Origin of the sequence: Rhizobium bangladeshense, assembly GCF_017357245.1 — a bacterium.
In the GTDB taxonomy this organism is placed as follows: domain Bacteria; phylum Pseudomonadota; class Alphaproteobacteria; order Rhizobiales; family Rhizobiaceae; genus Rhizobium; species Rhizobium bangladeshense.
On the sequence record NZ_CP071616.1, the window covers coordinates 228,720 to 248,586 of the forward strand.

Sequence of the window (19,867 nt, forward strand, 5' to 3'; positions counted from 1 at the left end):
TTTTAAGCTGCGCCCGAGATAGTGCCCGTGTTCGAACGAAAATTTTGCTGTCGACCCAAGGAACGCCATCGGAAAAACGTCTCAATCCCGAATGGCATCTTGCTTGATAGCTTGGGGTAGGTGCGCATTGGATGCGGAGCTCATAGAACGGGCGCAGCGTGGTGACCGGGAGGCCTTCGGGCAACTGGTCTCGCGCCATTATGATTTCGTCCATGCGACGGCGTGGCGATGGTCGGGCAGTTCCACCGATGCTGATGACATTGCCCAGGAGGTCTGTGTCAAGCTCGGCGCGGCGATCCGCGGCTTTCGCGGCGCCAGCCGGTTTAGGACATGGCTTTATACGCTGACGCTGAACGCCGCCCGCGACCATAGACGCAAGCTGGCGCGGGAAGAGCAGACATCCCGCGCGTATGCTGCCGAACCACGACAGGATGCGCCTGATGCAAATGATGATGACGAGATGTCGAACGAATTATGGGCGGCCGTGCGCGCCTTGCCGGAAAGGCAATGCGACGCCGTGCTGCTCGTTTACGGCGAGGGCCTCAGCCATTCGGCTGCCGCCGATGTCATGGGCTGCTCGGAGACGACCGTGTCCTGGCAGGTCCACGAGGCGCGCAAGAGGCTGAAGGCAATGCTCGGCAAGGAAGAGGTATGACCATGGACAAGGAACTGGACAAGCTCTCCCGCCTTGCGCCACCGGCAGCCGATCCGGAGGCACGCTCACGCGCGCTCGCCGCCGCGATGCGGGCCTTCGACGACGTAGGAAATGATGCTGCCGCAGCCAAAGGAAATGCGAAGGGCCGGCGTCCAAGCTCCATCATCAACTGGATATGGAGCCCTGCCATGAACAAGAAATTCCTTGCCGGTTCAGCCCTTGCGACTTTGCTCGTCATTCCCGCCGCCGGTTATCTCACCTTCAAGCTGACCCGCAACCAATTGCCGATCGTCGGTCAGGAAGAGATTGCGGCCAGCCGTTCGAAAAATGACGCGCCGAACCAAACCGCCGAACTGGTGCCCCAGGCGGTTGGACCGGTTACAGTCGCGCCTCCAGTTCCACCGACAAGGCCAGAAATAAGCGAGCCTGTCGAGAAACCTGCCGCCGATAGCGCGCAGGTGTTGCAGGACAGCGAGCAGCGTGCCCCGGCGAGATCGGCTGAGTCGCCGTTATCCAATTTCAGCTCCGATGAGATATCGGCTCTCCTGAATAAATCGGACGGGTCCGCCAGACGGGCCAAACGCGCTGCACCGACCGCTCCCGGTATGGTGGCTCAAGGGCAGCTGTTGGCCGAACCGATGGCTGTCGCGCCCTCGCCTGTTCCGCCAGCAGATGGGCGCGCGCAGATTCAGCTCGATCCTGATCGCGAGCGGTTTGCCAATGCCGCGGCAAATCCGATCAAGAGCGTGGCGACCGATCCGGTTTCGACCTTCTCGGCCGATGTCGACAGCGCCTCCTATTCCTTCGTCCGCCGGTCGTTGACGGGCGGGGCGATACCCGATCCGCAATCGGTTCGCGTCGAGGAGATGATCAACTATTTCCCCTACGATTGGCCGCGTCCCGACAATGCCGGTCAGCCCTTCAAGGCGACCGTAACGGTGATGCCGACGCCGTGGAACCACGACACGCAATTGATGCACGTGGCGATCAAGGGTTATGACATCGCGCCGGCGACCGCGCCGCATGCCAATCTGGTCTTCCTGATCGACGTCTCGGGCTCGATGGATGAGCCGGACAAGCTGCCGCTTCTGAAGAGCGCTTTCCGCCTCCTGGTCAACAGGCTAAAACCCGACGACACCGTCTCGATCGTCACCTATGCCGGTAATGCCGGCACGGTGCTTGAGCCGACTCGGGTGGCGGAGAAATCGAAGATCCTCGCGGCGATCGACAGGCTGGAGGCTGGAGGCTCGACCGGTGGCGCCGAAGGTATCGAGGCGGCCTACGAGCTCGCCAAACAGGCCTTCGTCAAGGACGGCGTCAATCGGGTGATGCTGGCGACGGACGGCGATTTCAATGTCGGCCCTTCGAGCGACGAGGATCTGAGGCGTATCATCGAAGAAAAGCGCAAGGACGGCATCTTCCTGACCGTTTTGGGCTTCGGGCGGGGCAATCTCAACGATTCCCTGATGCAGACGCTTGCGCAGAACGGCAACGGCAGCGCCGCTTACATCAACACCCTGTCAGAAGCGCAAAAGACGCTGGTCGAAGAGGCGGGATCGACGCTGTTTCCGATCGCCAAGGACGTCAAGTTCCAGGTGGAGTTCAATCCTCAGCGCATTGCCGAATACCGGCTGATCGGTTATGAAACCCGCGCCCTCAACCGCGAGGACTTCAACAATGACCGTGTCGACGCAGGCGATATCGGCTCCGGCCACAGCGTCACGGCAATCTACGAGATCACACCCAAGGGAAGCCCGGCGGTGATGAACGACGATCTGCGTTACGGCGCGGCAGGGAGGGCGCCGACCACGACGTCTGACAATTCGCACCAAGGCGAGATCGCCTTCGTCAAGATGCGCTACAAGCGGCCGGGCGAGGACAAGAGCGCTCTCATCACAACGCCCGTCGGCGATGGCAATGCAGTCGCCAGCGTCGATGCCGCGCCGCAGGATGTCCGCTTCTCGGTGGCGGTCGCCGCCTTCGGCCAGAAACTGAGCCGCCTCCCCGCCCTCGACACCTATTCCTATCAGGCGGTCGCCGACCTCGCCGCAGCATCGCGGGGGGCGGATCCCTTCGGCTACAGGTCGGACTTCCTTGGTCTCATCAGACTGGCTGACAGCCTCAGTCAACGATAAGAGAGGGCACGGCGAAAGCGGCCCCTGAATATGCGGCATCGGAAGTCAAGTAAGTTTCACCGCGAACACCAGTGTAAGCTGCTTGCCAGAGACTGGAGGAGTTATCTGCATGAAGAACCTGTTTGATCTTACCGGACGGCTTGCCCTGATCACCGGCTCGAGCCAGGGGATAGGCTACGCCCTCGCAGAAGGGCTAGCGCAGCACGGCGCCGAAGTCATCATCAACGGCCGGACCCCCGAAACTGTCGGGCGCGCGATCGAAAGCCTCAAGGCTCAAGGTCTGTCCGCTCATGCGGCTATCTTCGACGTCACCAGCAGGGACGCCGCTAAAGAGGGCATAGACGCGATCGAAGCTGATATCGGGCCGCTCGACATTCTGATCAACAATGCCGGCATGCAGTTTCGTACCCCGCTCGAAGACTTCCCGGCGGACAAATGGGAACTGTTGCTGACCACCAATATTTCGAGCGTGTTTTATGTCGGGCAGGCCGCAGCCAAGGCGATGATCGCGCGCGGCCAGGGCAAGATCATCAACATCGCTTCCGTTCAAAGCGAGCTCGCCCGTCCCGGAATCGCGCCCTACACCGCGACCAAGGGCGCAGTGCGCAACCTGACGCGCGGCATGTGTGCCGATTGGGCCAAGCACGGCCTGCAGATCAACGCGATTGCGCCCGGCTATTTCAAGACGCCGCTTAACCAGGCGCTCGTCGACAATCCGGAATTCTCATCCTGGCTGGAAAAGCGCACACCGGCTGGGCGCTGGGGCAACGTCGAGGAACTGGTCGGCGCGGCCGTTTTCCTCTCGGGCTCCGGCTCGTCCTTTATCAACGGTCACACGCTTTATGTCGATGGCGGCATCACGACATGCCTCTGATATAGGCGCCACGACGCGCTGTTTCAGCTCTTGGGGAAGCTCAATATCGGCGGAGCGGTGACATCGAAGCCCATATCACTGCCGGCCGCTGCGGCACAGCCATGCTCAAGCCGTGGTCTCACCCCGCCCTCGATGATTGCAAAGGTGGGCAAGTCTTTCCAGTCAAATGGCAACGAGGCATTGGCTGGCGACCGGGAAGATTTCTGATCGGCTGCTCCTTCATCAGCTTCTGCCGAAGTACAAAGTGACGAAGGGCAGCGTCTGCTGCCCTTCGCATTTCCTGTCATGCTCGAGCTGTGGCCCGGGCGGGAAGCAGGGCGTTGACCACGACTGCAACCGCGATGTTTGCCGCCAGCGCCAGCAGGCCGGTATAGACGGTGAAGGGTTCGCCGCCGAGGCTGATCAGATGCAGCGGCTTCCAGCCGGCATCCCAGACCAGGAAAGTGCCGCCGCAGAAGCCGACGAACCAGCCGGCAAGCAGGCCGGGTGCTCGGAACCAGTTGGTATAGAGGCCGAAGACGAGCGCCGGGAGCGTCTGCAGGATCCAGATGCCGCCGAGCAGCTGCAGGTCGAGTGCGAACTGCGTCGGCAGGAAGAGGATGACAAGCAGCGCGCCGACCTTGACGACGAGCGACGTCACCTTCGCGACCTTGGCCTCACCCGCATCGCTGACTCTGGGATCGACATAGGCTTTCCAGAAATTGCGGGTGAAGAGGTTGGCCGCGCCAATGCTCATCACCGCCGCCGGCACCAGCGCGCCAATCGCGATCGCCGCAAAGGCGAAGCCGGAGAACCAGCCCGAAAAGAGCGTCTTGAACAGGGTGGGAACGACGTCATTGGCGCTGTCGAGCTTCAGGTTGGCGGCGTGCCCCATATAGCCGAGCAGAGCCAGAAGGCCGAGCAGCAGCGTATAGGCCGGGAGCATGATAGCATTCTTGCGGATCGTCTTGTCGCTGTTCGAGGCAAAGATGCCCGTCAGCGTATGCGGATACATGAAGGCCGCCAGCGCCGAGCCGAGAGCGAGCGTGGCATAGGCGACGTATTGATTGCCGCCGAGCAGCAGATTGCCCGAACCCTTGGCCTGGAAAGCTGCGTCCGCCGAGGCGAAGACATTGGCGTAGCCGCCGAGCTTCGACGGGATCAGCGCGACGGCGGCGATCACCACGATATAGATCATGATGTCCTTGACGAAGGCGATCAAGGCGGGCGCGCGCAAGCCTGCCGAGTAGGTATAGAGCGCCAGCACGATGAAGGCGATCGCAAGCGGCAGTTCGCCATGCAGCCCGAGCGCCTTCAAGACCGCCGTCATGCCGACGAGCTGCAGGGCGATGTAGGGCATGGTGGCGATCACGCCAGTCGCCGCGACGGCGAGTTCAAGACCGCGCGATCCGTATTGGCCATGCACGACGTCGGCTGCCGTCACATAGCCGAAATCCTTCGCGCGTTTCCACAGGACCGGCATGACCATGAAGACGAAGGGATAGACGACGATCGTATAGGGCAGCGCGAAGAAGCCGTAGGCGCCGACCGTGTAGACCAGCGCGGGGACGGCGATCACGGTATAGGCGGTGTAGAAATCGCCGCCAACAAGGAACCAGGTGATCCAGGTGCCGAAGCTGCGTCCGCCGAGGCCCCATTCGTCGATATGGGCTAGCGTCTCGGGCTTGCGCCAGCGGCTGGCGACGAAACCCATGACGGTGACGAGGGCGAAAAAGAAGATAAAGACGGCAAGCGCCGTGCCGTTGATGTCAGTCGTCATGGCGAACGCTCCGATAGGCGATCCAGGTCAGCGTCGCGGTGATCGGCACCCAGAGAAGCTGATACCAGTAGAAGAAGGGAAAGCCGAAAAGCGTCGGCTCCCGGAGATTGTAGAATGGAGGCCATAGCAGCCCTATGTACGGGATGATCAGCAGCCAGAGCGCTGCCTTGCTTTGTGGTTTTTCCATGTCGGGTACCTTTCAGACGCCGCGGGCGGCGGTCGCCATGTTCCAGTTGTCGGCGTGGAAGGCAGGTCTGTCAGCCGCAGGCCGCGGCGAGCCCGGCTCGGATCGCTCGACCTTTCCAGCCGATCGAAAGCTGATGTAACGCATGTGAATTCCTCCCAACGACTGACACTCGGTCAGCCGCGGAGGGAGTCCTATGGCGTCGGTTTTGTCGTCACAAGATGGCGCGGGGCGGAAATGCCGGGGCCTACCCAGAAGTGGGTAGGCGCGGGTTTCCGCTGACTTTCGAGGCGATACCGTGATCGAGCGCATAACGGATGAGGCCGGCCGTGGTGGCGATGCCGAGCTTCTTCTTGAGGTTCTTGCGGTGCGTTTCCGCCGTCGCGGAGGTTATTCCAAGCGCTTCGGCGATCTCCCTGTTGCTCCTGCCGGCAACGATCAGCTCGAGAATGTCACGCTCACGTGGCGTCAGGGGGTCACTCCCCTCCTCCGCGCGTTCGCCCATCAGCGCGTCGAACACGCCCGAGGAGAAATAGGTGCCCCCGGCCGCCACGGTGTCGATGGCCGAGACGATCTCGTCGGTAGAAACGTCTTTGAGCACGTAACCGGCGGCGCCATGCATGACCGAGGAAGAGATATATTCGCGGCTGTCATGCATGGAGAGCATCACGACACGCGCTTGAGGAAGCTCGTTCCTGAACAGTTCGATCGCATCGATGCCGCTGAGTTTCGGCATGTTGATGTCCATCAGTACCACCTGCGGCTGGACCTGCCGGGCGATGTCGAGGCCCGTTTGGGCGAGCCCGGCGGTGCCGGCGACTTCGATATGGTCGAATGTTTCGAGCACCGCCTTCAATCCGTCCAGCACCAGCGGATGATTGTCGATCAGGAGAACCCTGATTTTCGGCCGTTCGCTCATGCGGCTTCCGCCTGCTTGCCGGCGGGCAGATTGGCCGACCTCGGCATCATTGCCGTCAGCGTCGTGCCGGACTCGCTGCTGTTGATGAGCAGCAGGCCCCGGAAATGGGCCATGCGTTCCTGCATGTTGCGCAGTCCGAGACCTGTTCCGCCGGATGCGCCGCCCTTGCTGCCGTCGAAGCCGGTGCCGTTGTCGGAAATCGTCAAGCGGGCGCGGCCGCCGTCGCTCCAGAGCTTGACTGAAAGCTTTGAGGCGCCCGAGTGCCGCTCGACATTGTTGAAGGCTTCCTGTGCGACGCGATAGAGGGCGGTGTTGGCTTCGGCTTTCAGCGTGCCGGTAAAGCCCGAGGCGTCGATCGTCGTCTCGATTCCCGTCCGTTCGGCAAAGTGATGACAGAGCGCCTCCAGCGCGGCCGTCAGGCCGAGATCGTCGAGCACGCGGGGCCGCAGGTCGTGCGACAGCCGCCGGATTTCCTTGATGGCGCCGTTCAGCGCCTCGACGCCACGGTCGATGGTCAGCGCTGCATCCTCGACATTGGTCCTGACCTTGCGGCCGGCGAGATCCATCGCATAGCGCACCCCGAGAAGATTCTGGGAAATGCCGTCATGCAGCTCGCGTGCAAGCCGCGAGCGCTCTTCCTCCTGGGTGTCGATGACCCGCTGCGTCAGCTCCTTCAGCCGGCTGTCGGCCATGCGGCGTTCGTGGAAAGTCAAAAGCATGCAGGTCGTGAAGACGACGAGCACCGAGGGCACTGCAATCAGCGCGACGATCACGAAGGTTCGTCTGATGTTGGCGCGCATCACGGTGTTGGCGGCCGCGCTCTGAGCAAAGACGTCGTCGAGATAGACGCCCGTGCCTACCACCCAGTGCCATTTGTCGAGGCTGACGACGAAGGAGAGCTTGTCGGCGATCTGTCCCGTGGAAGGTTTCTGCCATTTGTATTGATGCAGGCCGCCGCCCGCCTTTGCCGTGGAGATCAGCTCGGCAATAACCTTGTCGCCGTCAGGATCGGTAAGATCCAGCCAATTTTGCCCGTGCCGGAAACTCTGGCGCGGATGGACGATATTGTTGCCGTCATAATCGTAGACGAAGAAATAGCCGTCCCTGCCATAGTCGAGCGAGGTTAGAATCTCAGCCACCTGCTGCTTGGCGGCTTCGTCGTCGGGACCGGCCCTGTCATAGATCGCCTGGATGGCGGACAAGGCAAGATTGGTCAGGTTGAGGATCTCGGTTTCCTTGGCCTTCAGCATGTTCTGCTCGAACGTGTCGATGCTGTTCTTGGCGAGATTTGCCGATTGCCAGGTGATGAAGGTGGTGATCGCGAGGATCGAAATCACGAGCGGGACGATCGCCAATGCGATGATCTGGTGTCGTAAGGTCAAAGATCGTTCCTCCCGAAATTGCCCTCCGGGATTATGCCCTTTGTCCGACATGAGTCCAGCAGCTTGCCGGCTAAACAAGGTGATGGCTATTCCAGGGGCACGAACAGGCCGAGCTTGACGTCTCGCAGCACCACATTGGTGTGCATGCGGCGGATCTGCGGATTCTCAGCCATGATCAGGGCGGCGATGTCGTCATAATGCTCGACGTCGCGGGCGGTCACGATCGCGATCAGATCGACCGCGCCTGTGACGTAATAGACCTGCTGGATATGATCCTGTTTTTCCGCCCAGACGCGGAACTTCGCCAAGGCGTCGTAATTATCCCGCTCGATCTCCATTCCGACGATGAACACCATCGAGGTCCCCGTCGCCTTTCGGTCGACGATGGCGACCTCCGCCTTGATGACGCCCTCCTCCCGCAGGCGCTTCAACCGCCGCTGCACGGCCGAGACCGACAACCCCACCCGTTCGGCGATCGTTTCGGCCTTCAGCTGGCAGTCGCGCTGAACGATATCGAGAATGTCACGATCAAAACGATCCAGCTGTTCCATTGTCCAGTCCATTCCGGCGTTTCGCGGCTCATGCGTTCCGCCTGATTTGCCGCGTGAGAAAGATTATTTTGCACATTAAATGCAGAAGAGGCAGAAATTGCGCGAAAAAACCGCGCAACTTTATCATTATTCTTCGCAAATTCAGCTCAGCCGGACCCATGCATGTCGGATCACCCTATACCTGCTCTTCGCGTCGAAGATCTTCATAAAAGCTTCGGCTCCCAACAGGTTCTCAAGGGGATTTCGGTCGAGGCCCACAAGTCTGACGTCATCTCCATTATCGGCTCATCCGGTTCTGGCAAGAGCACCTTCCTCAGATGCATCAATTTTCTGGAAACGCCGGATCGTGGCCGCATCATCGTGAGCGGCGAGGAGGTCGCCCTGAAGACCGGCCGCGGCGAACGGCTGCAACCGCGCAGCTGGCGGCAGATCGAGCGGCTGCGAACCGGCCTCGGCATGGTCTTTCAGAGCTTCAATCTCTGGGCTCATCGCACTGTCCTGGAAAATGTCATCGAGGCGCCGGTGCATGTCATGGGCGTTTCTAGGCGCGAGGCCATCGAAAAGGCGGAAGCTCTGCTCCACAAGGTCGGGCTCTTCGACAAGCGCGACGTCTATCCCGCCTTCCTCTCCGGAGGCCAGCAGCAGCGCGCGGCGATCGCAAGAGCGCTCTGCGTCGATCCCGCTGTCATGCTGTTCGATGAGCCGACATCGGCACTCGATCCCGAACTGGTTGGCGAGGTGCTGAAAGTCATCCGCGATCTGGCGGAAGAGGGCCGGACCATGCTGATCGTCACGCATGAAATGCGTTTCGCCCGCGATGTCTCGAGCCGCGTCCTCTTCCTGCACCGGGGACGGGTCGAGGAGGAAGGCCCGCCCGAGCAAGTCTTCGGGGCGCCTGTCAGCGCCCGCTGCCGGGAATTCACTCGTCTCAGCGCCCACTGAACCCGCATCGAGCCATCACCCACAACACGAACCAGGAGAACCCTGCGAATGAAACTGCTCCCCACGCTTTTCGCCGGCGTCGCATTAGCGCTTTCCGCCGTCGCGGCACAGGCCGACGTCCGCTTCGGCGTCATGAATGAATCTTATCCGCCCTTCTTTGCCAAGGACGCTTCGGGCCAGTGGCAGGGATGGGAAATCGATCTGATGAATGCCGTCTGCGAAGAGATGAAGGAGAAGTGCTCGATCGTCGAGATCTCCTGGGACGGCCTCATTCCGGCTCTTGAGAGCAAGAAGTTCGACGTGATCTGGTCGTCGATGTCGAACACTGCCGAACGTTCGAAGGTGATCGACTTCACCGACAAATATTACAACACGCCGAGCACCCTGATCGGCCCCAAGGACCTGAAGCCAGGCGCCACGGCAGAGGACGTGAAGGGCAAGACTATCGGCATCCAGGTGTCGACCATCCAGTCGGAATATTACAAGAAGTATTTTGCCGCCGTCGCCGAGGAAAAGACCTACCAGACGCTCGACGAGGCTTTTCAGGACCTTTCTTCCGGCCGCATCGACTATGTCTTTGGCGATTCGCTGGCGCTTGACGCCTTCCTGAAAAGCGATGCCGGAAAGGATTGCTGCGCCAACATGGGAGATGTCACCGACGACAAGGAGATCCTCGGAGCCGGCGTTTCAGGCGGCCTGCGCAAGGAAGATACCGAATTGAAAGCCAAGCTGAACAAGGCAATCGCGGCAGTGCGCGCCAACGGTCAGTACGACGCGGTTACCAAGAAATACTTCGACTTCGATATTTACGGCGCGAAGTAAGCAGTCCTGATAATGGCGACCGCGCAGCAAGGAATTCTGGACCTCCTTTCCCCCTCTCCTCCGGGATGGGGCGGCGTTCTCTTGGCAGGTGCGGTCTCCACGGTCGCCATCTCGGCCTGCGCCTTCGCCGTCGGTCTGCTGCTCGGCACGGGCGGCGCGCTTGGAAAGCTTTCCGGCAACCCTGTGCTCCGCCTGCTGATCGATCTCTATACGACAGTCATTCGCGCCGTTCCCGAGCTGATCCTGATCGTCGGGCTCTATTATGCCGGCACCGATGGCGTCAACCGGCTGCTGGCTGCGCTGGACCTGCCGCCGGTCGAGGTGAACGGCTTCGTCGCGGGCGTCGCCGTTCTGGGTTTCGTGCAGGGCGCCTATATGACCGAGGTGCTGCGCGGTGCGATCCTTGCCATTCCCCTCGGCCAGATCGAGGCCGCCAAGGCTTTCGGCATGGGCCCGGTGCTCCGCTTCCGTCGCGTCCTCTTGCCGGCGCTGTTGCCGAACGCGCTGCCGGGCCTTGCCAACCTGTGGATGTCGGTGACCAAGGACAGCGCGCTCGTCGCGGTCGTCGGCTACCAGGAACTGGCGCTCGCCACCCGGCTCGCCGGGGCGAGCACCAAGCACTACTTCGTCTTTTTCCTCGCTTCGGCTCTTCTCTACCTCGCCATCACCCTTGTTTCCAACGTCGCCTTCAAGCTGATCGAAAGTCGGGTGCGGCGGGGACAGCCGCGCCTTGCCTGAAGAGACCGCACTCATGAATTTTACCTGGATCTCTTCCTATTGGGCGCTTCTCCTGACGGGTGCCTGGCAGACAGTGTCGCTGCTGGTGATCTCCGTCACGTTCGGCTTCGTCATCGCCATAGGCCTTGCTTTCGCGCAGGTCAGCGGAGGCAGGATTACCAAGCTCCTTGCCCGCGGCTACTGCACTTTCTTCCGCGGCACGCCGCTGCTGATCCAGCTTTGGCTCCTCTATTATGGGGTCGGCTCGCTGCTGCCCATGATCCCCGGCATCCGCCAGAGCCTGTTGTGGCCGGTTCTGCGCGAGGGCTTTTTCTTCGCTTCCGTCAGCTTCACGCTGAATTACGCGGCCTATGAGGCCGAGGTGCTGCGCGGTGCCCTGCTTGCCGTTCCCAAGGGCGAGCTCGAGGCCGGTCGGGCCTTCGGGCTCTCGCCCTGGAAACTCATCCGCCGCATCTGGCTGCCACGCGCCATTCGCATCGCCCTTCCGACCATTGCCGGGGAGATCGTCATGCAGCTCAAGGCCACCCCGCTTGCCTTCACGGTGACGGTGATGGATCTCTACGCCGTTGCCAACAAGGTTCGCCAGGACACGCTGCTCGTCTACGAACCGCTCATCGTCGTCACCCTCTTCTATCTTGCTCTGACCGCAGTGATCGCACGCGTCTTTCGAGGTCTCGAAGCGCAGGTGCCGGTTCGCCGCTAGGCCAAGAAAAGCTCGCCACTTTGTATTGAAAGCCCGCCGCCGCCAATGGCGCGACAGCCTGAATGGAGACTACCTCATGAGCACAACGCGAATTCTCGATGGCGGCATGAGCCGCGAGCTTCTGCGGCTGGGCGCCGAACTGAAGCAGCCCGAATGGTCGGCGCTGGCGCTGATGAATTCGCCGGAGATCGTGCGCGAAGTGCACCAGGAATTCATCGCCGCCGGCTCCGAGATCATCACGACGAACAGCTATGCGCTCGTGCCCTTCCATATCGGCGAACACCGCTTTCGGCAGGAGGGGCCAGCGCTCATCCGTCTTGCCGGTCGCCTGGCGCGCGAGGCCGCCGAGGGCGTCACCGGCCGGAAGGTGCAGGTCGCCGGTTCGCTGCCGCCGATCTTCGGCTCGTATGAGCCGCAGAATTTTCAGCCCGCCCAGGTGCAGGATTATCTGGAGGTGCTGGTCGAAAACCTCGCTCCTTTCGTCGACCTATGGCTCGGTGAGACTTTGAGCCTGATTGCCGAAGGCGAAGCCGTCCGCAAGGCGGTGGCGGCATCGGGCAAGCCGTTCTGGATTTCGTTCACGCTGGCGGATGACGAGGCTGCGCTCAGGGGCGGCGCGCCGAAACTCCGCTCCGGCGAAAGCGTCGAGGACGCGGCGTCCTGGGCGGTTTCGTCGGGTGCGGCGGCTTTCCTGTTCAATTGCAGCAAGCCCGAGGTCATGCGGGGCGCGGTTGACACGGCGGCACGGGTGTTCCGGGAGAGAAATACTCAGATTGAAATCGGCGTCTACGCCAACGCCTTCGAAGGGGAAACTGGCGAGCAGGCCGCCAATGAAGGCCTGCATGGCACCCGCGACGATCTGGATGACGATGCCTATTCGCGCTTCGCCTGCTCGTGGGCCGAAGCTGGCGCGACGATCATCGGCGGCTGCTGCGGCATCGGCGCCGCCCATATTCATCGCCTGACGAAGACGCTTTCCCGCTGAAGTGACATCTTGGCCGCGGGTAACGGCCCCCGTTGCCGCCGCTCAGCCCTTGATTGTTTCGAGCATATTCATGTGATCATGGCGCAAGTCGCTCATTCCGCCTTCGCCGACGGCCGTCTGTCATTTCTTTCGCGAAGCTTGCCGTTCACCCATTCACCGCTTATAGTCACAGTAGTCATTCTGGTCAGGAGGTGGGCCATGCAGTCATCACGGCAAGGCGACGAAAGCTGGACCGTCGCCAGCGCAAAGGCGAAGCTTTCCGAAGTGATCGAACGCGCGCAATCCGCGCCGCAGACTATTACACGCAACGGCAAGCCGAGCGTGGTCGTCGTCTCTGCGGAGGAATGGCAACGGAAGATCGCCCGCAAGGGGACGCTGGCCGAATTTCTGATGGAGTCACCGCTGCGTGGAGCCGATCTGGATCTCGAGCGTCAACGCGACGAACCGCGCGATAGCGGATTGTGAGACTTCTGCTGGACACCAACGTCCTGTCTGAGGTCACGAAGCCGAACCCCGATGTGCGCGTCCTGGGGTGGCTGGGTGGGCTCGACGAGGATCGCTCCTTCATCAGCGTCGTGTCGGTCGCAGAAATCCGGCGCGGTGTCACCCTGATGGACAATGGACGAAAACGTGACGTGCTGGCCGATTGGCTTGCCCGCGATCTGCCGCAGCGTTTCGAGCGGCGCATCATCCCAGTGGACGAAGCGGTGGCCTTGGCTTGGGGAGATCTGATGGGCCACGCAAAGCGGAACGGCCGCGGCCTTTCGTCGATGGACGGCCTGATCGCCGCGACCGCGATTGCTCACGATCTCACCCTTGCGACGCGCAACACCGGGGATTTCGAAGGTTTTGGGATCGAGCTCGTCGATCCATGGGTCGGGTGAAACGCTGCTGATCCGCGAGATTGATACCCGTCAGCGGGTAGAGGCGGACGGCACAGGCCGCCCGCCTCCGCAGCCGTCAATGCAGCCCAAACAGGTGCAGCAGTTCCTCGCGGTGCCGGACGAATTCCGGAGCGCTGCGATCGCGGGGACGCGGCAGATCGATTTCGATCAGGCGCGGCTCGCTTCCTTTTTCCCGGGGCAGGATCAGGATCCGGTCGGCGAGATAAATCGCCTCCTCGAGATCGTGCGTGACGAGAATGGTCGTCACATCCTCATCGCGCCAGATCCGCGCGAGCTCCTGCTGCATGCCGATCTTGGTCATCGCGTCGAGAGCGCCGAGCGGTTCGTCGAGCAATAGGATCTCGGGCTGGACGGCGAGCGCGCGAGCGATGCCGACGCGCTGCGCCATGCCGCCGGAGAGTTGCCGGGGATAGGCCGCTTCGAATTGCTGCAGACCGACGAGCTTGACATATCGGCGGGCTCGGTCCCTCGCCTGCTCGTGAGAGAGACCTCTTGTTTTCAGTCCGAAGGCGACATTGTCGAGCACGGTAAGCCAGGGAAGAAGGCGCGGCTCCTGGAAGATGACGGCGCGCTCGGCGCCGACGCCTCGCATCACCTTACCGTCGACGAGCACTTCTCCGGTGTCGGACTCTTCCAGCCCCGCGAGAACCCTGAGCAGGGTCGTCTTGCCCGATCCGCTGGCGCCGACGATGGCGAGGCTTTCGCCGGAGCGGACGTGGAGATTGATATCTTTGAGAACCTGCAGCGGTGTGCCGTTCAGCCTGTAGGATTTGGAGAGGTGACGGATGGTCACCTCTCCGCGGCGAATGTCCTCAGCGACGCTCATCGCGGCTCCTCAATTGCTTGCCGGCTTGGCGTCGGCGGTAAAGAGAATATCCTTGGCCGCGAGCTGGCCTTGCTTCAGCTTGCCCTCGCGAACCAGGACGTCGATCCAGAACTGGATGTCGCGCTCGACCGGGAGACCGCCGGCGCGCACGCCGTAGCCGCGGAAATATTGCGCGATATCCGGGTTTTCGCCGCGCTCGGCGAGCGCTTTGGCCAGGATCTTCTTGGTGTCCTCAGGATGCTCACGGGCATAGTCGAGCGCGCGTGCCGACTGCTCGACAAAGATTTTCGAGGCTTCCGGGTGTTGCTTGATGAAATCGCGGCGCAGGACCACGAAGCCGCCGGCGATGTCGCCGAGCACGTCGGTATCATCGAAAACCGGGCGCAGCCCCCCGTTCTTCAGCGCCGCACCCTCGAAGGTCGTCTGCCAATAGCCAAAGGCGGCGATATCGACCTGCTTGGAGCGCAGCACCTGCTCGAGCTGGGGTCCGGGAACGACGACCTGGTTGGCGGAGTCGCTCGGCAGGCCGACTGAATGCAGGGCCTCGCGGATTGTATAGTCGAGATGCGCACCGAGTGTATTGACCGCGATGCTCTTGCCGGCAATGTCCTTGATTGTTTTGATCGGGCTGTCTTCCAGTACGAAGAAGGTCGACTGAACCTCGTCATTGATGCCGTTCGAGGGATAGGCGGCGACGAAATCATTGCCGCCGATGATCGAATTGAGGACGGCGGAGGTGGCGGCGCTGCCGATCTCGACATCGCCCGACGCCAGGGCGATGAGGGAGGCCGGGCCGCCATGGGCATAGCCGACATTCTCCAGGGTGATGCCCGTGTCGTCGAAATATCCAAGTTCGGCGGCGAGCTCGTGGGCGGCAAGGCCCCCTTGGCTTGCGAGATAGCGCAGCTTCACCGCGTCGGTGGCTGCGGCCGGCGCGGCGAGACCGAGAGCGATCACGGCCGGCAGGAGAAGATTGCGGAGATGGTATGTCATGGGGTGTCCTTTCGGATGAGGAAAATCGATGGAAGCAGTCAGGTGCTCGGCTGAGACCAGCGGCAGAGACGGCGCTGCAGGAGAACGAGCAGCGCATTGGCGGCAAGCCCCAGAAAGGCGAGCAGCAGGATCGCCGCAAACATCAGCGGGATCTGGAAATTGTACTGGGCGTTCATCACCTGGAAGCCGATGCCCTTGTTGGCGCCGATCATCTCGGCAGCGATCAGCAGCAGAAGCGCAGTCGTCGCCGAAAGACGCAAGCCGACGAAAATCGCCGGGACGGAGGCCGGCAAAATGACACGGCGGAAGACGGTGAGCGGCCCGGCGCCATAGGTGCGCGCCATCTCGATGAGCTTCTTGTCCACTTCCTTGACGCCGCCGATCGTGGAGAGCAGCACCGGAAACAGCGTCGCCCAGAAGATGACGAATATCTTGGAGGTTTCACCGAGCCCGAGCAGCAGGATGAAGACTGGATAGAGCGCCAGCGCCGAGGTCTGGCGGAAGAGCTGCAGGATCGGGTCGAGCGCCTGTTCAACCAAGCGAAACTGGCCCATGAACAGGCCGAGCGGAATACCGACAGTGACGGCAAAGGCGAAAGCGGTTCCGGATCGCTGCAAGCTGATGGCGATGTCATCGAGCAAGGCGCCACTGGCAAGATTGGTCCACAGCGCCGACAGGATCACATTCAAGGGTGGGAAGACGGCGGGATTGACCCAGCCTCGGGTGCTCGACACTTGCCACAGCACGAGGAAGCTGATGAGCAGACCGTAGCGCGGCAGAAACGCTGCAAGCACTCCGCGCACATGGGAGGCGAGAGGGGAACTATTGCTTTTGCTGCTTCTCAACCGGCCGAAGCTTCTCGGAAGAGCTTGATTGATTTCGTAGGCCATGGATTTCTCCTCACTCCGCTGCCTCAAGGACGGCGCGTCCGGCAGTCCAGCGGTTTGTCGGGAAAGGCAGGCCGAGGTTTTCCCGGAGCGTCTTGCCTTCATAGGCCGTGCGGAACAGTCCGCGGCGCTGGAGTTCCGGAATAACGAGATCGACAAAGTCGTCGAGCGCCGTCGGCAGCCAGGGCGGCAAAATGTTGAAGCCGTCGGCCGCTTCGTTTTCGAACCATGTCTGCAGCGTATCGGCGATCTGCTCGGCCGTGCCGACGATCGTGTAGTGACCGCGAGCCGATGCGATCCACTGATAGAGTTGGCGGATGGTGAAGTTGTTTTCGTCTGCGATCTGGCGGATGAGGGCCTGGCGGCTCTTCATGCCTTCCGTCGGCGGTGCCGGGGGAAGAGGCCCGTCGAGATCGTAACCGTGCAGGTCGAGCGTACCGCCGGTCAGGCCGTTGAGGAGGCCGATCCCGTCTTCTTCAAGGATGAGCGAGGTCAGGCGATCATACTTCTCGCGTGCCTCGGCCTCGGTCCGGCCGACGAAGGCAGATACGCCGGGCATGACCAGGATATGATCGGGGTTGCGGCCGAGGCTGCGGGCGCGCGCCTTGATATCCCGATAGAACTCCTGGGCGGTTTCGATATGCTGGTGGGCGGTGAAGATGACCTCAGCCGTCGCGGCGGCGAGCCCGCGTCCGTCTTCCGACTGTCCTGCCTGCACGATAACGGGGTGCCCCTGCGGCGAGCGCGAGACGTTGAGCGGACCGCGCACGCTGAAATGCTCCCCGCGGTGGTCAGTGTCATGCAGCTTCGCCGGATCGAAGAAGACGCCGGTCTTCTTGTCGCGTATGAACGCGTCATCCTCGAAGCTTTCCCAGAGTTGGCGGACGACGTCGACATGCTCAGCGGCGCGGCGATATCGCTCGGCATGCGGCAGCTGCGTTTCGCGGTTGAAATTCTGCGCCGTGAGGTCGCCCGTTGTGGTGACGACGTTCCAGCCGGCACGGCCTCCCGAAATCAGATCCAGCGAGGCGAACTTGCGGGCGGTCGTATAAGGCTCCTCATAGGTGGTCGAGGAGGTCGCTATAAAGCCGAGATTGGTGGTGAGGGGCGCAAGGGCGGAGAACAGGGTGACCGGCTCGAAGCCGGCCACCCGGGCGTTACCGCCTTCACGCGCTCCGCCGAAACCGACCGCCAATCCATCGGCCAGGAAGTAGGCATCGAACAGGCCGCGCTCCGCCGTCAGTGCGAGCTGCTTGTGAAACTCGAAACTGGTCGCGCCGTCGACCGGCTGGTCGGGATGCCGCCACGATGCAACATGCTGTCCACCGCCGGGAAGAAATGCCCCAAGTCTGATTTTCCGCGTCATCTGCGTCCTCTCCGTTCGCCGGCGACAGCCGGCCTTGCCGAAGAGCAAGGCAGAAATATCTGTCGCTGAGGACATCAGAATACGTACTCTATAAATTTAATAGAGAAACTTCATTCCGTAGTTTCGGGAGAAGGGTGAATAGATTTGCGGGATTGGACTGAATCCCGAAATCAACATTGGAGCGCACAACAGCACATGGCTCGTCCTGCGACGGCTCTTCGACCTGCACGCGGCACAGAACCAGCGCGAGAGTGCTATTATTAAAGTAAGCACGCAGCGCGGTGCGGCTTCCGCAGGAAGTCAGGCCCGCGATTAATACGTGTTCGCGTCCGGGGTGTCAGCCTCGTTTGGGCCGGGCCGGGGCATGCTCCAAGCCGGCGGCGGCCTTCTTGAGGCAATCGAGGTAGCGTTCGCGGTTCGCGATGCCGTCGTCGCGCGGCGTGACCAGGCAGAGCGTTGCGGCCGCATGACCCTCCTCGCCCCGCACCGGCACGGCAAAACAGTGGGTAAAGCTGTCGACGATGCTGTTGAACGTGAAGACACCTTCGCGTTCGGCCTGGCGGACCTCGACGATGAAGCTTTGCGGATCGAGCCATTCGCCGTTCGGCAAACGAAAATCCTGCGATGGAATGAAGTTTAGGATTTCCTGATCCGACAGATGGGCGACCAGCAAGCGTCCGGAGGCCGTCCACGGGATTGGCACCGACTGGCCGATATCCGTCGAAATGCGGAATGGCCGCGCGCCTTCGCGCATGCGCACGACCGTATATTTGTTTCCGTCCAGCATGCAGAACTGCGCCGTCTCCCGCGTTTCGTCGGCGAGCTGTTCCAGCGCGGCCTCGCATTCGCGGGTGAAATCGAAATGGTTTTCATAGGCGGCGCCGAGGAAATAGAGCTTACGGCCGAGGTAGACGCGCCCCTCGCCGCCCGTGAATTCCAGAATGCCATTGCTCAGCAGCAGGTTGACGAGCTCGTAGACGGATGAGCGCGGCGCGCCGATCTGCGCGGCGATTTCATTCGGCTTCAAAGCCTGCCGTTTCTGGCGCAGGAAATCGAGGATTTCGAAGGCGCGGTCGAGCCCTCGGGCACGCTTGCCGATTGCTTCGTCCTGAATTGCGTCCATTGCTGTCGATCCCAATTTCTGTTCGGCCAAGCTTTTCAAACCCTCTGGTGCATCTGTCAACCGATCCTGTAATTCCCAGCAAACGAAAATCCTTTCACCCCTCTGCGAGGCTGAAAAATTGGCATAGGATTACCTCGTCCGCTATATAGATCAGATGTACAATATATTGGACAAAAACAGATGGCAAGCGTCACCGGATAGATGAAGCAGCACACCTCCTACCCTCCCCCTCCCCTGAGATAACGATGCGAAGCTGTGCGTCCGGGCGGGAGATTTCCAACCCCTCCACTCCGGCGGCCCAGTGCTTGTTCTCACCGCTGACGGTGATATATGTAGGTAAATACCTACATGGAGTGTGCCATGACAATTACGACACTTTCCAGCCGTGAGCTCAACCACGATGTCAGCAATGCGAAAAAAGCCGCTAGAAAAGGGCCGGTCATTATCACTGACCGGGGCAAGCCTTCCCATGTACTTCTGACATATGAGGAATTTGAGCGTCTTTCCGGCAGGCGCCAGAGCCTCGTCGACGGGCTTTCCATGACAGGCCTGTCGGAAATCGATTTCATGCCGCCGCGCGTCGAGATCAAAATCCGCGGAGTTGATCTGTTTTGAGCTACCTGCTGGATACGTACGTCATTTTCGAACTGCGCAAAATTGGTGATGGTAAGGCTGATCCTGAAGTCGTAGCTTGGATCAACACGGCAAATGCTTCGGACTTCTATCTCTCCGCAATCACCATTCTCGAATTGGAACGGGGCGTGCTTGCTGTCCAGCGACGAGATGCAGCGCAAGGTTCACGCCTGCGTAAATGGCTTGATGACCACGTACGTCCGCAGTTCGCCGGCCGGATACTGCCGATCGATGAAGCCATCGCAACGCGCTGCGCGCATCTGCATATTCCTGACCGGCGCAACGAGGCAGATGCGTTGATTGCCGCGACCGCACTTGTTCACAATCTCACCGTGGTCACGCGAAACGTGAGAGATTTCGACGGCACCGGGGTCGTTATTGTCGATCCCTGGCAGGGCTAGGCACCGCGGGCGCCTGACTGGATGCAAGTTGCAGCATTCATTGACGGCGTCCGTTTTTTGCGGGACGTGCGGCTCGCTCCGTCC

23 protein-coding genes and 1 pseudogene are annotated in these 19,867 nt (G+C 61.3%); 13 read left to right on the forward strand and 11 right to left on the reverse strand.

The features are described from left to right. The first annotated feature begins 127 nt into the window (after window positions 1-127). The 4 genes and pseudogenes from J2J98_RS28845 to J2J98_RS30640 form a co-directional block, all read left to right on the forward strand. Window positions 128-655, forward strand: coding sequence for an RNA polymerase sigma factor (locus J2J98_RS28845; protein ID WP_207604036.1), 528 nt, complete (start codon window positions 128-130; stop codon window positions 653-655). Next, on the forward strand, window positions 652-2,790 hold the full coding sequence (locus tag J2J98_RS28850; RefSeq protein WP_207604037.1) for a vWA domain-containing protein: 2,139 nt from the start codon (window positions 652-654) through the stop codon (window positions 2,788-2,790). The genes J2J98_RS28845 and J2J98_RS28850 overlap by 4 nt, the downstream gene beginning before the upstream one ends. A 109-nt stretch (window positions 2,791-2,899) precedes the next feature. After that, window positions 2,900-3,664 (forward strand): SDR family oxidoreductase, encoded by a 765-nt coding sequence (locus tag J2J98_RS28855; RefSeq protein ID WP_064709295.1) that lies wholly within the window; start codon window positions 2,900-2,902, stop codon window positions 3,662-3,664. A gap of 12 nt (window positions 3,665-3,676) precedes the next feature. Further along, a pseudogene (locus tag J2J98_RS30640) lies at window positions 3,677-3,871 on the forward strand (hypothetical protein); the annotation flags it as partial. 76 nt (window positions 3,872-3,947) lie between these two features. Here J2J98_RS30640 and mctP read toward each other — a convergent pair. The 6 genes from mctP to J2J98_RS28880 form a co-directional block, all read right to left on the reverse strand. After that, complete coding sequence (gene mctP, locus J2J98_RS28860; RefSeq protein ID WP_207604038.1) at window positions 3,948-5,423, reverse strand: monocarboxylate uptake permease MctP; 1,476 nt, start codon at window positions 5,421-5,423, stop codon at window positions 3,948-3,950. Continuing rightward, entirely contained in the window at window positions 5,413-5,610 is a 198-nt protein-coding gene (locus J2J98_RS28865; RefSeq protein WP_064709297.1) for a DUF3311 domain-containing protein, read from the reverse strand. The genes mctP and J2J98_RS28865 overlap by 11 nt, the downstream gene beginning before the upstream one ends. Before the next feature lie 12 nt (window positions 5,611-5,622). Then, window positions 5,623-5,754, reverse strand: a complete 132-nt coding sequence (locus tag J2J98_RS30750) for a hypothetical protein (RefSeq protein WP_259665029.1) — start codon at window positions 5,752-5,754, stop codon at window positions 5,623-5,625. Between the two features lie 100 nt (window positions 5,755-5,854). Then, window positions 5,855-6,526 carry a two-component system response regulator MctR gene (gene mctR, locus J2J98_RS28870; RefSeq protein ID WP_064709298.1) on the reverse strand — a complete coding sequence of 224 codons (672 nt, stop codon included), beginning with the start codon at window positions 6,524-6,526 and terminating at the stop codon, window positions 5,855-5,857. After that, the gene (mctS, locus tag J2J98_RS28875; RefSeq protein ID WP_207604039.1) at window positions 6,523-7,908 is read right to left on the reverse strand and encodes a two-component system sensor histidine kinase MctS; all 1,386 of its coding nucleotides are present in this window, start codon (window positions 7,906-7,908) and stop codon (window positions 6,523-6,525) included. The genes mctR and mctS overlap by 4 nt, the downstream gene beginning before the upstream one ends. A gap of 86 nt (window positions 7,909-7,994) precedes the next feature. Beyond that, complete coding sequence (locus J2J98_RS28880; protein WP_064709300.1) at window positions 7,995-8,459, reverse strand: Lrp/AsnC family transcriptional regulator; 465 nt, start codon at window positions 8,457-8,459, stop codon at window positions 7,995-7,997. 162 nt (window positions 8,460-8,621) lie between these two features. Here J2J98_RS28880 and J2J98_RS28885 point away from each other — a divergent pair, with 162 nt between their 5' ends. The 7 genes from J2J98_RS28885 to J2J98_RS28915 all read left to right on the forward strand — a co-directional run bounded on the left by J2J98_RS28885 (window position 8,622) and on the right by J2J98_RS28915 (window position 13,533). After that, entirely contained in the window at window positions 8,622-9,401 is a 780-nt protein-coding gene (locus J2J98_RS28885) for an ABC transporter ATP-binding protein (protein ID WP_207604040.1), read from the forward strand. A gap of 48 nt (window positions 9,402-9,449) precedes the next feature. Continuing rightward, the gene (locus tag J2J98_RS28890; protein ID WP_207604041.1) at window positions 9,450-10,223 is read left to right on the forward strand and encodes a transporter substrate-binding domain-containing protein; all 774 of its coding nucleotides are present in this window, start codon (window positions 9,450-9,452) and stop codon (window positions 10,221-10,223) included. Between the two features lie 12 nt (window positions 10,224-10,235). Then, complete coding sequence (locus J2J98_RS28895) at window positions 10,236-10,961, forward strand: ABC transporter permease (RefSeq protein WP_207604042.1); 726 nt, start codon at window positions 10,236-10,238, stop codon at window positions 10,959-10,961. A 13-nt stretch (window positions 10,962-10,974) separates the two neighbouring features. Further along, window positions 10,975-11,664, forward strand: coding sequence for an ABC transporter permease (locus J2J98_RS28900; protein ID WP_207604043.1), 690 nt, complete (start codon window positions 10,975-10,977; stop codon window positions 11,662-11,664). A 76-nt stretch (window positions 11,665-11,740) separates the two neighbouring features. Beyond that, complete coding sequence (locus J2J98_RS28905) at window positions 11,741-12,649, forward strand: homocysteine S-methyltransferase family protein (protein WP_207604044.1); 909 nt, start codon at window positions 11,741-11,743, stop codon at window positions 12,647-12,649. Between the two features lie 198 nt (window positions 12,650-12,847). Continuing rightward, window positions 12,848-13,114: a type II toxin-antitoxin system Phd/YefM family antitoxin gene (locus tag J2J98_RS28910; protein ID WP_064709306.1), complete on the forward strand. Its 267-nt coding sequence runs from the start codon at window positions 12,848-12,850 to the stop codon at window positions 13,112-13,114. After that, window positions 13,111-13,533, forward strand: coding sequence for a type II toxin-antitoxin system VapC family toxin (locus J2J98_RS28915; RefSeq protein ID WP_207604045.1), 423 nt, complete (start codon window positions 13,111-13,113; stop codon window positions 13,531-13,533). The genes J2J98_RS28910 and J2J98_RS28915 overlap by 4 nt, the downstream gene beginning before the upstream one ends. A 76-nt stretch (window positions 13,534-13,609) precedes the next feature. Here J2J98_RS28915 and J2J98_RS28920 read toward each other — a convergent pair whose 3' ends face one another. The 5 genes from J2J98_RS28920 to J2J98_RS28940 form a co-directional block, all read right to left on the reverse strand. Then, on the reverse strand, window positions 13,610-14,380 hold the full coding sequence (locus J2J98_RS28920; protein WP_138395988.1) for an ABC transporter ATP-binding protein: 771 nt from the start codon (window positions 14,378-14,380) through the stop codon (window positions 13,610-13,612). A 9-nt stretch (window positions 14,381-14,389) separates the two neighbouring features. After that, a complete protein-coding gene (locus tag J2J98_RS28925; protein WP_064712939.1) occupies window positions 14,390-15,373 on the reverse strand; it encodes an ABC transporter substrate-binding protein in 984 nt (327 codons plus the stop codon). Between the two features lie 38 nt (window positions 15,374-15,411). Beyond that, window positions 15,412-16,263 carry an ABC transporter permease gene (locus J2J98_RS28930; protein WP_207604046.1) on the reverse strand — a complete coding sequence of 284 codons (852 nt, stop codon included), beginning with the start codon at window positions 16,261-16,263 and terminating at the stop codon, window positions 15,412-15,414. A 10-nt stretch (window positions 16,264-16,273) separates the two neighbouring features. Beyond that, window positions 16,274-17,626 (reverse strand): LLM class flavin-dependent oxidoreductase, encoded by a 1,353-nt coding sequence (locus J2J98_RS28935; RefSeq protein WP_207604047.1) that lies wholly within the window; start codon window positions 17,624-17,626, stop codon window positions 16,274-16,276. Window positions 17,627-17,963: 337 nt separating this feature from the next. Then, the gene (locus tag J2J98_RS28940; RefSeq protein ID WP_064709312.1) at window positions 17,964-18,749 is read right to left on the reverse strand and encodes an IclR family transcriptional regulator; all 786 of its coding nucleotides are present in this window, start codon (window positions 18,747-18,749) and stop codon (window positions 17,964-17,966) included. Between the two features lie 360 nt (window positions 18,750-19,109). Here J2J98_RS28940 and J2J98_RS28945 point away from each other — a divergent pair, with 360 nt between their 5' ends. After that, window positions 19,110-19,364: a type II toxin-antitoxin system Phd/YefM family antitoxin gene (locus J2J98_RS28945; RefSeq protein ID WP_207604048.1), complete on the forward strand. Its 255-nt coding sequence runs from the start codon at window positions 19,110-19,112 to the stop codon at window positions 19,362-19,364. Further along, window positions 19,361-19,783, forward strand: coding sequence for a type II toxin-antitoxin system VapC family toxin (locus J2J98_RS28950; protein ID WP_207604049.1), 423 nt, complete (start codon window positions 19,361-19,363; stop codon window positions 19,781-19,783). The genes J2J98_RS28945 and J2J98_RS28950 overlap by 4 nt, the downstream gene beginning before the upstream one ends. Window positions 19,784-19,867: the final 84 nt, after the last annotated feature.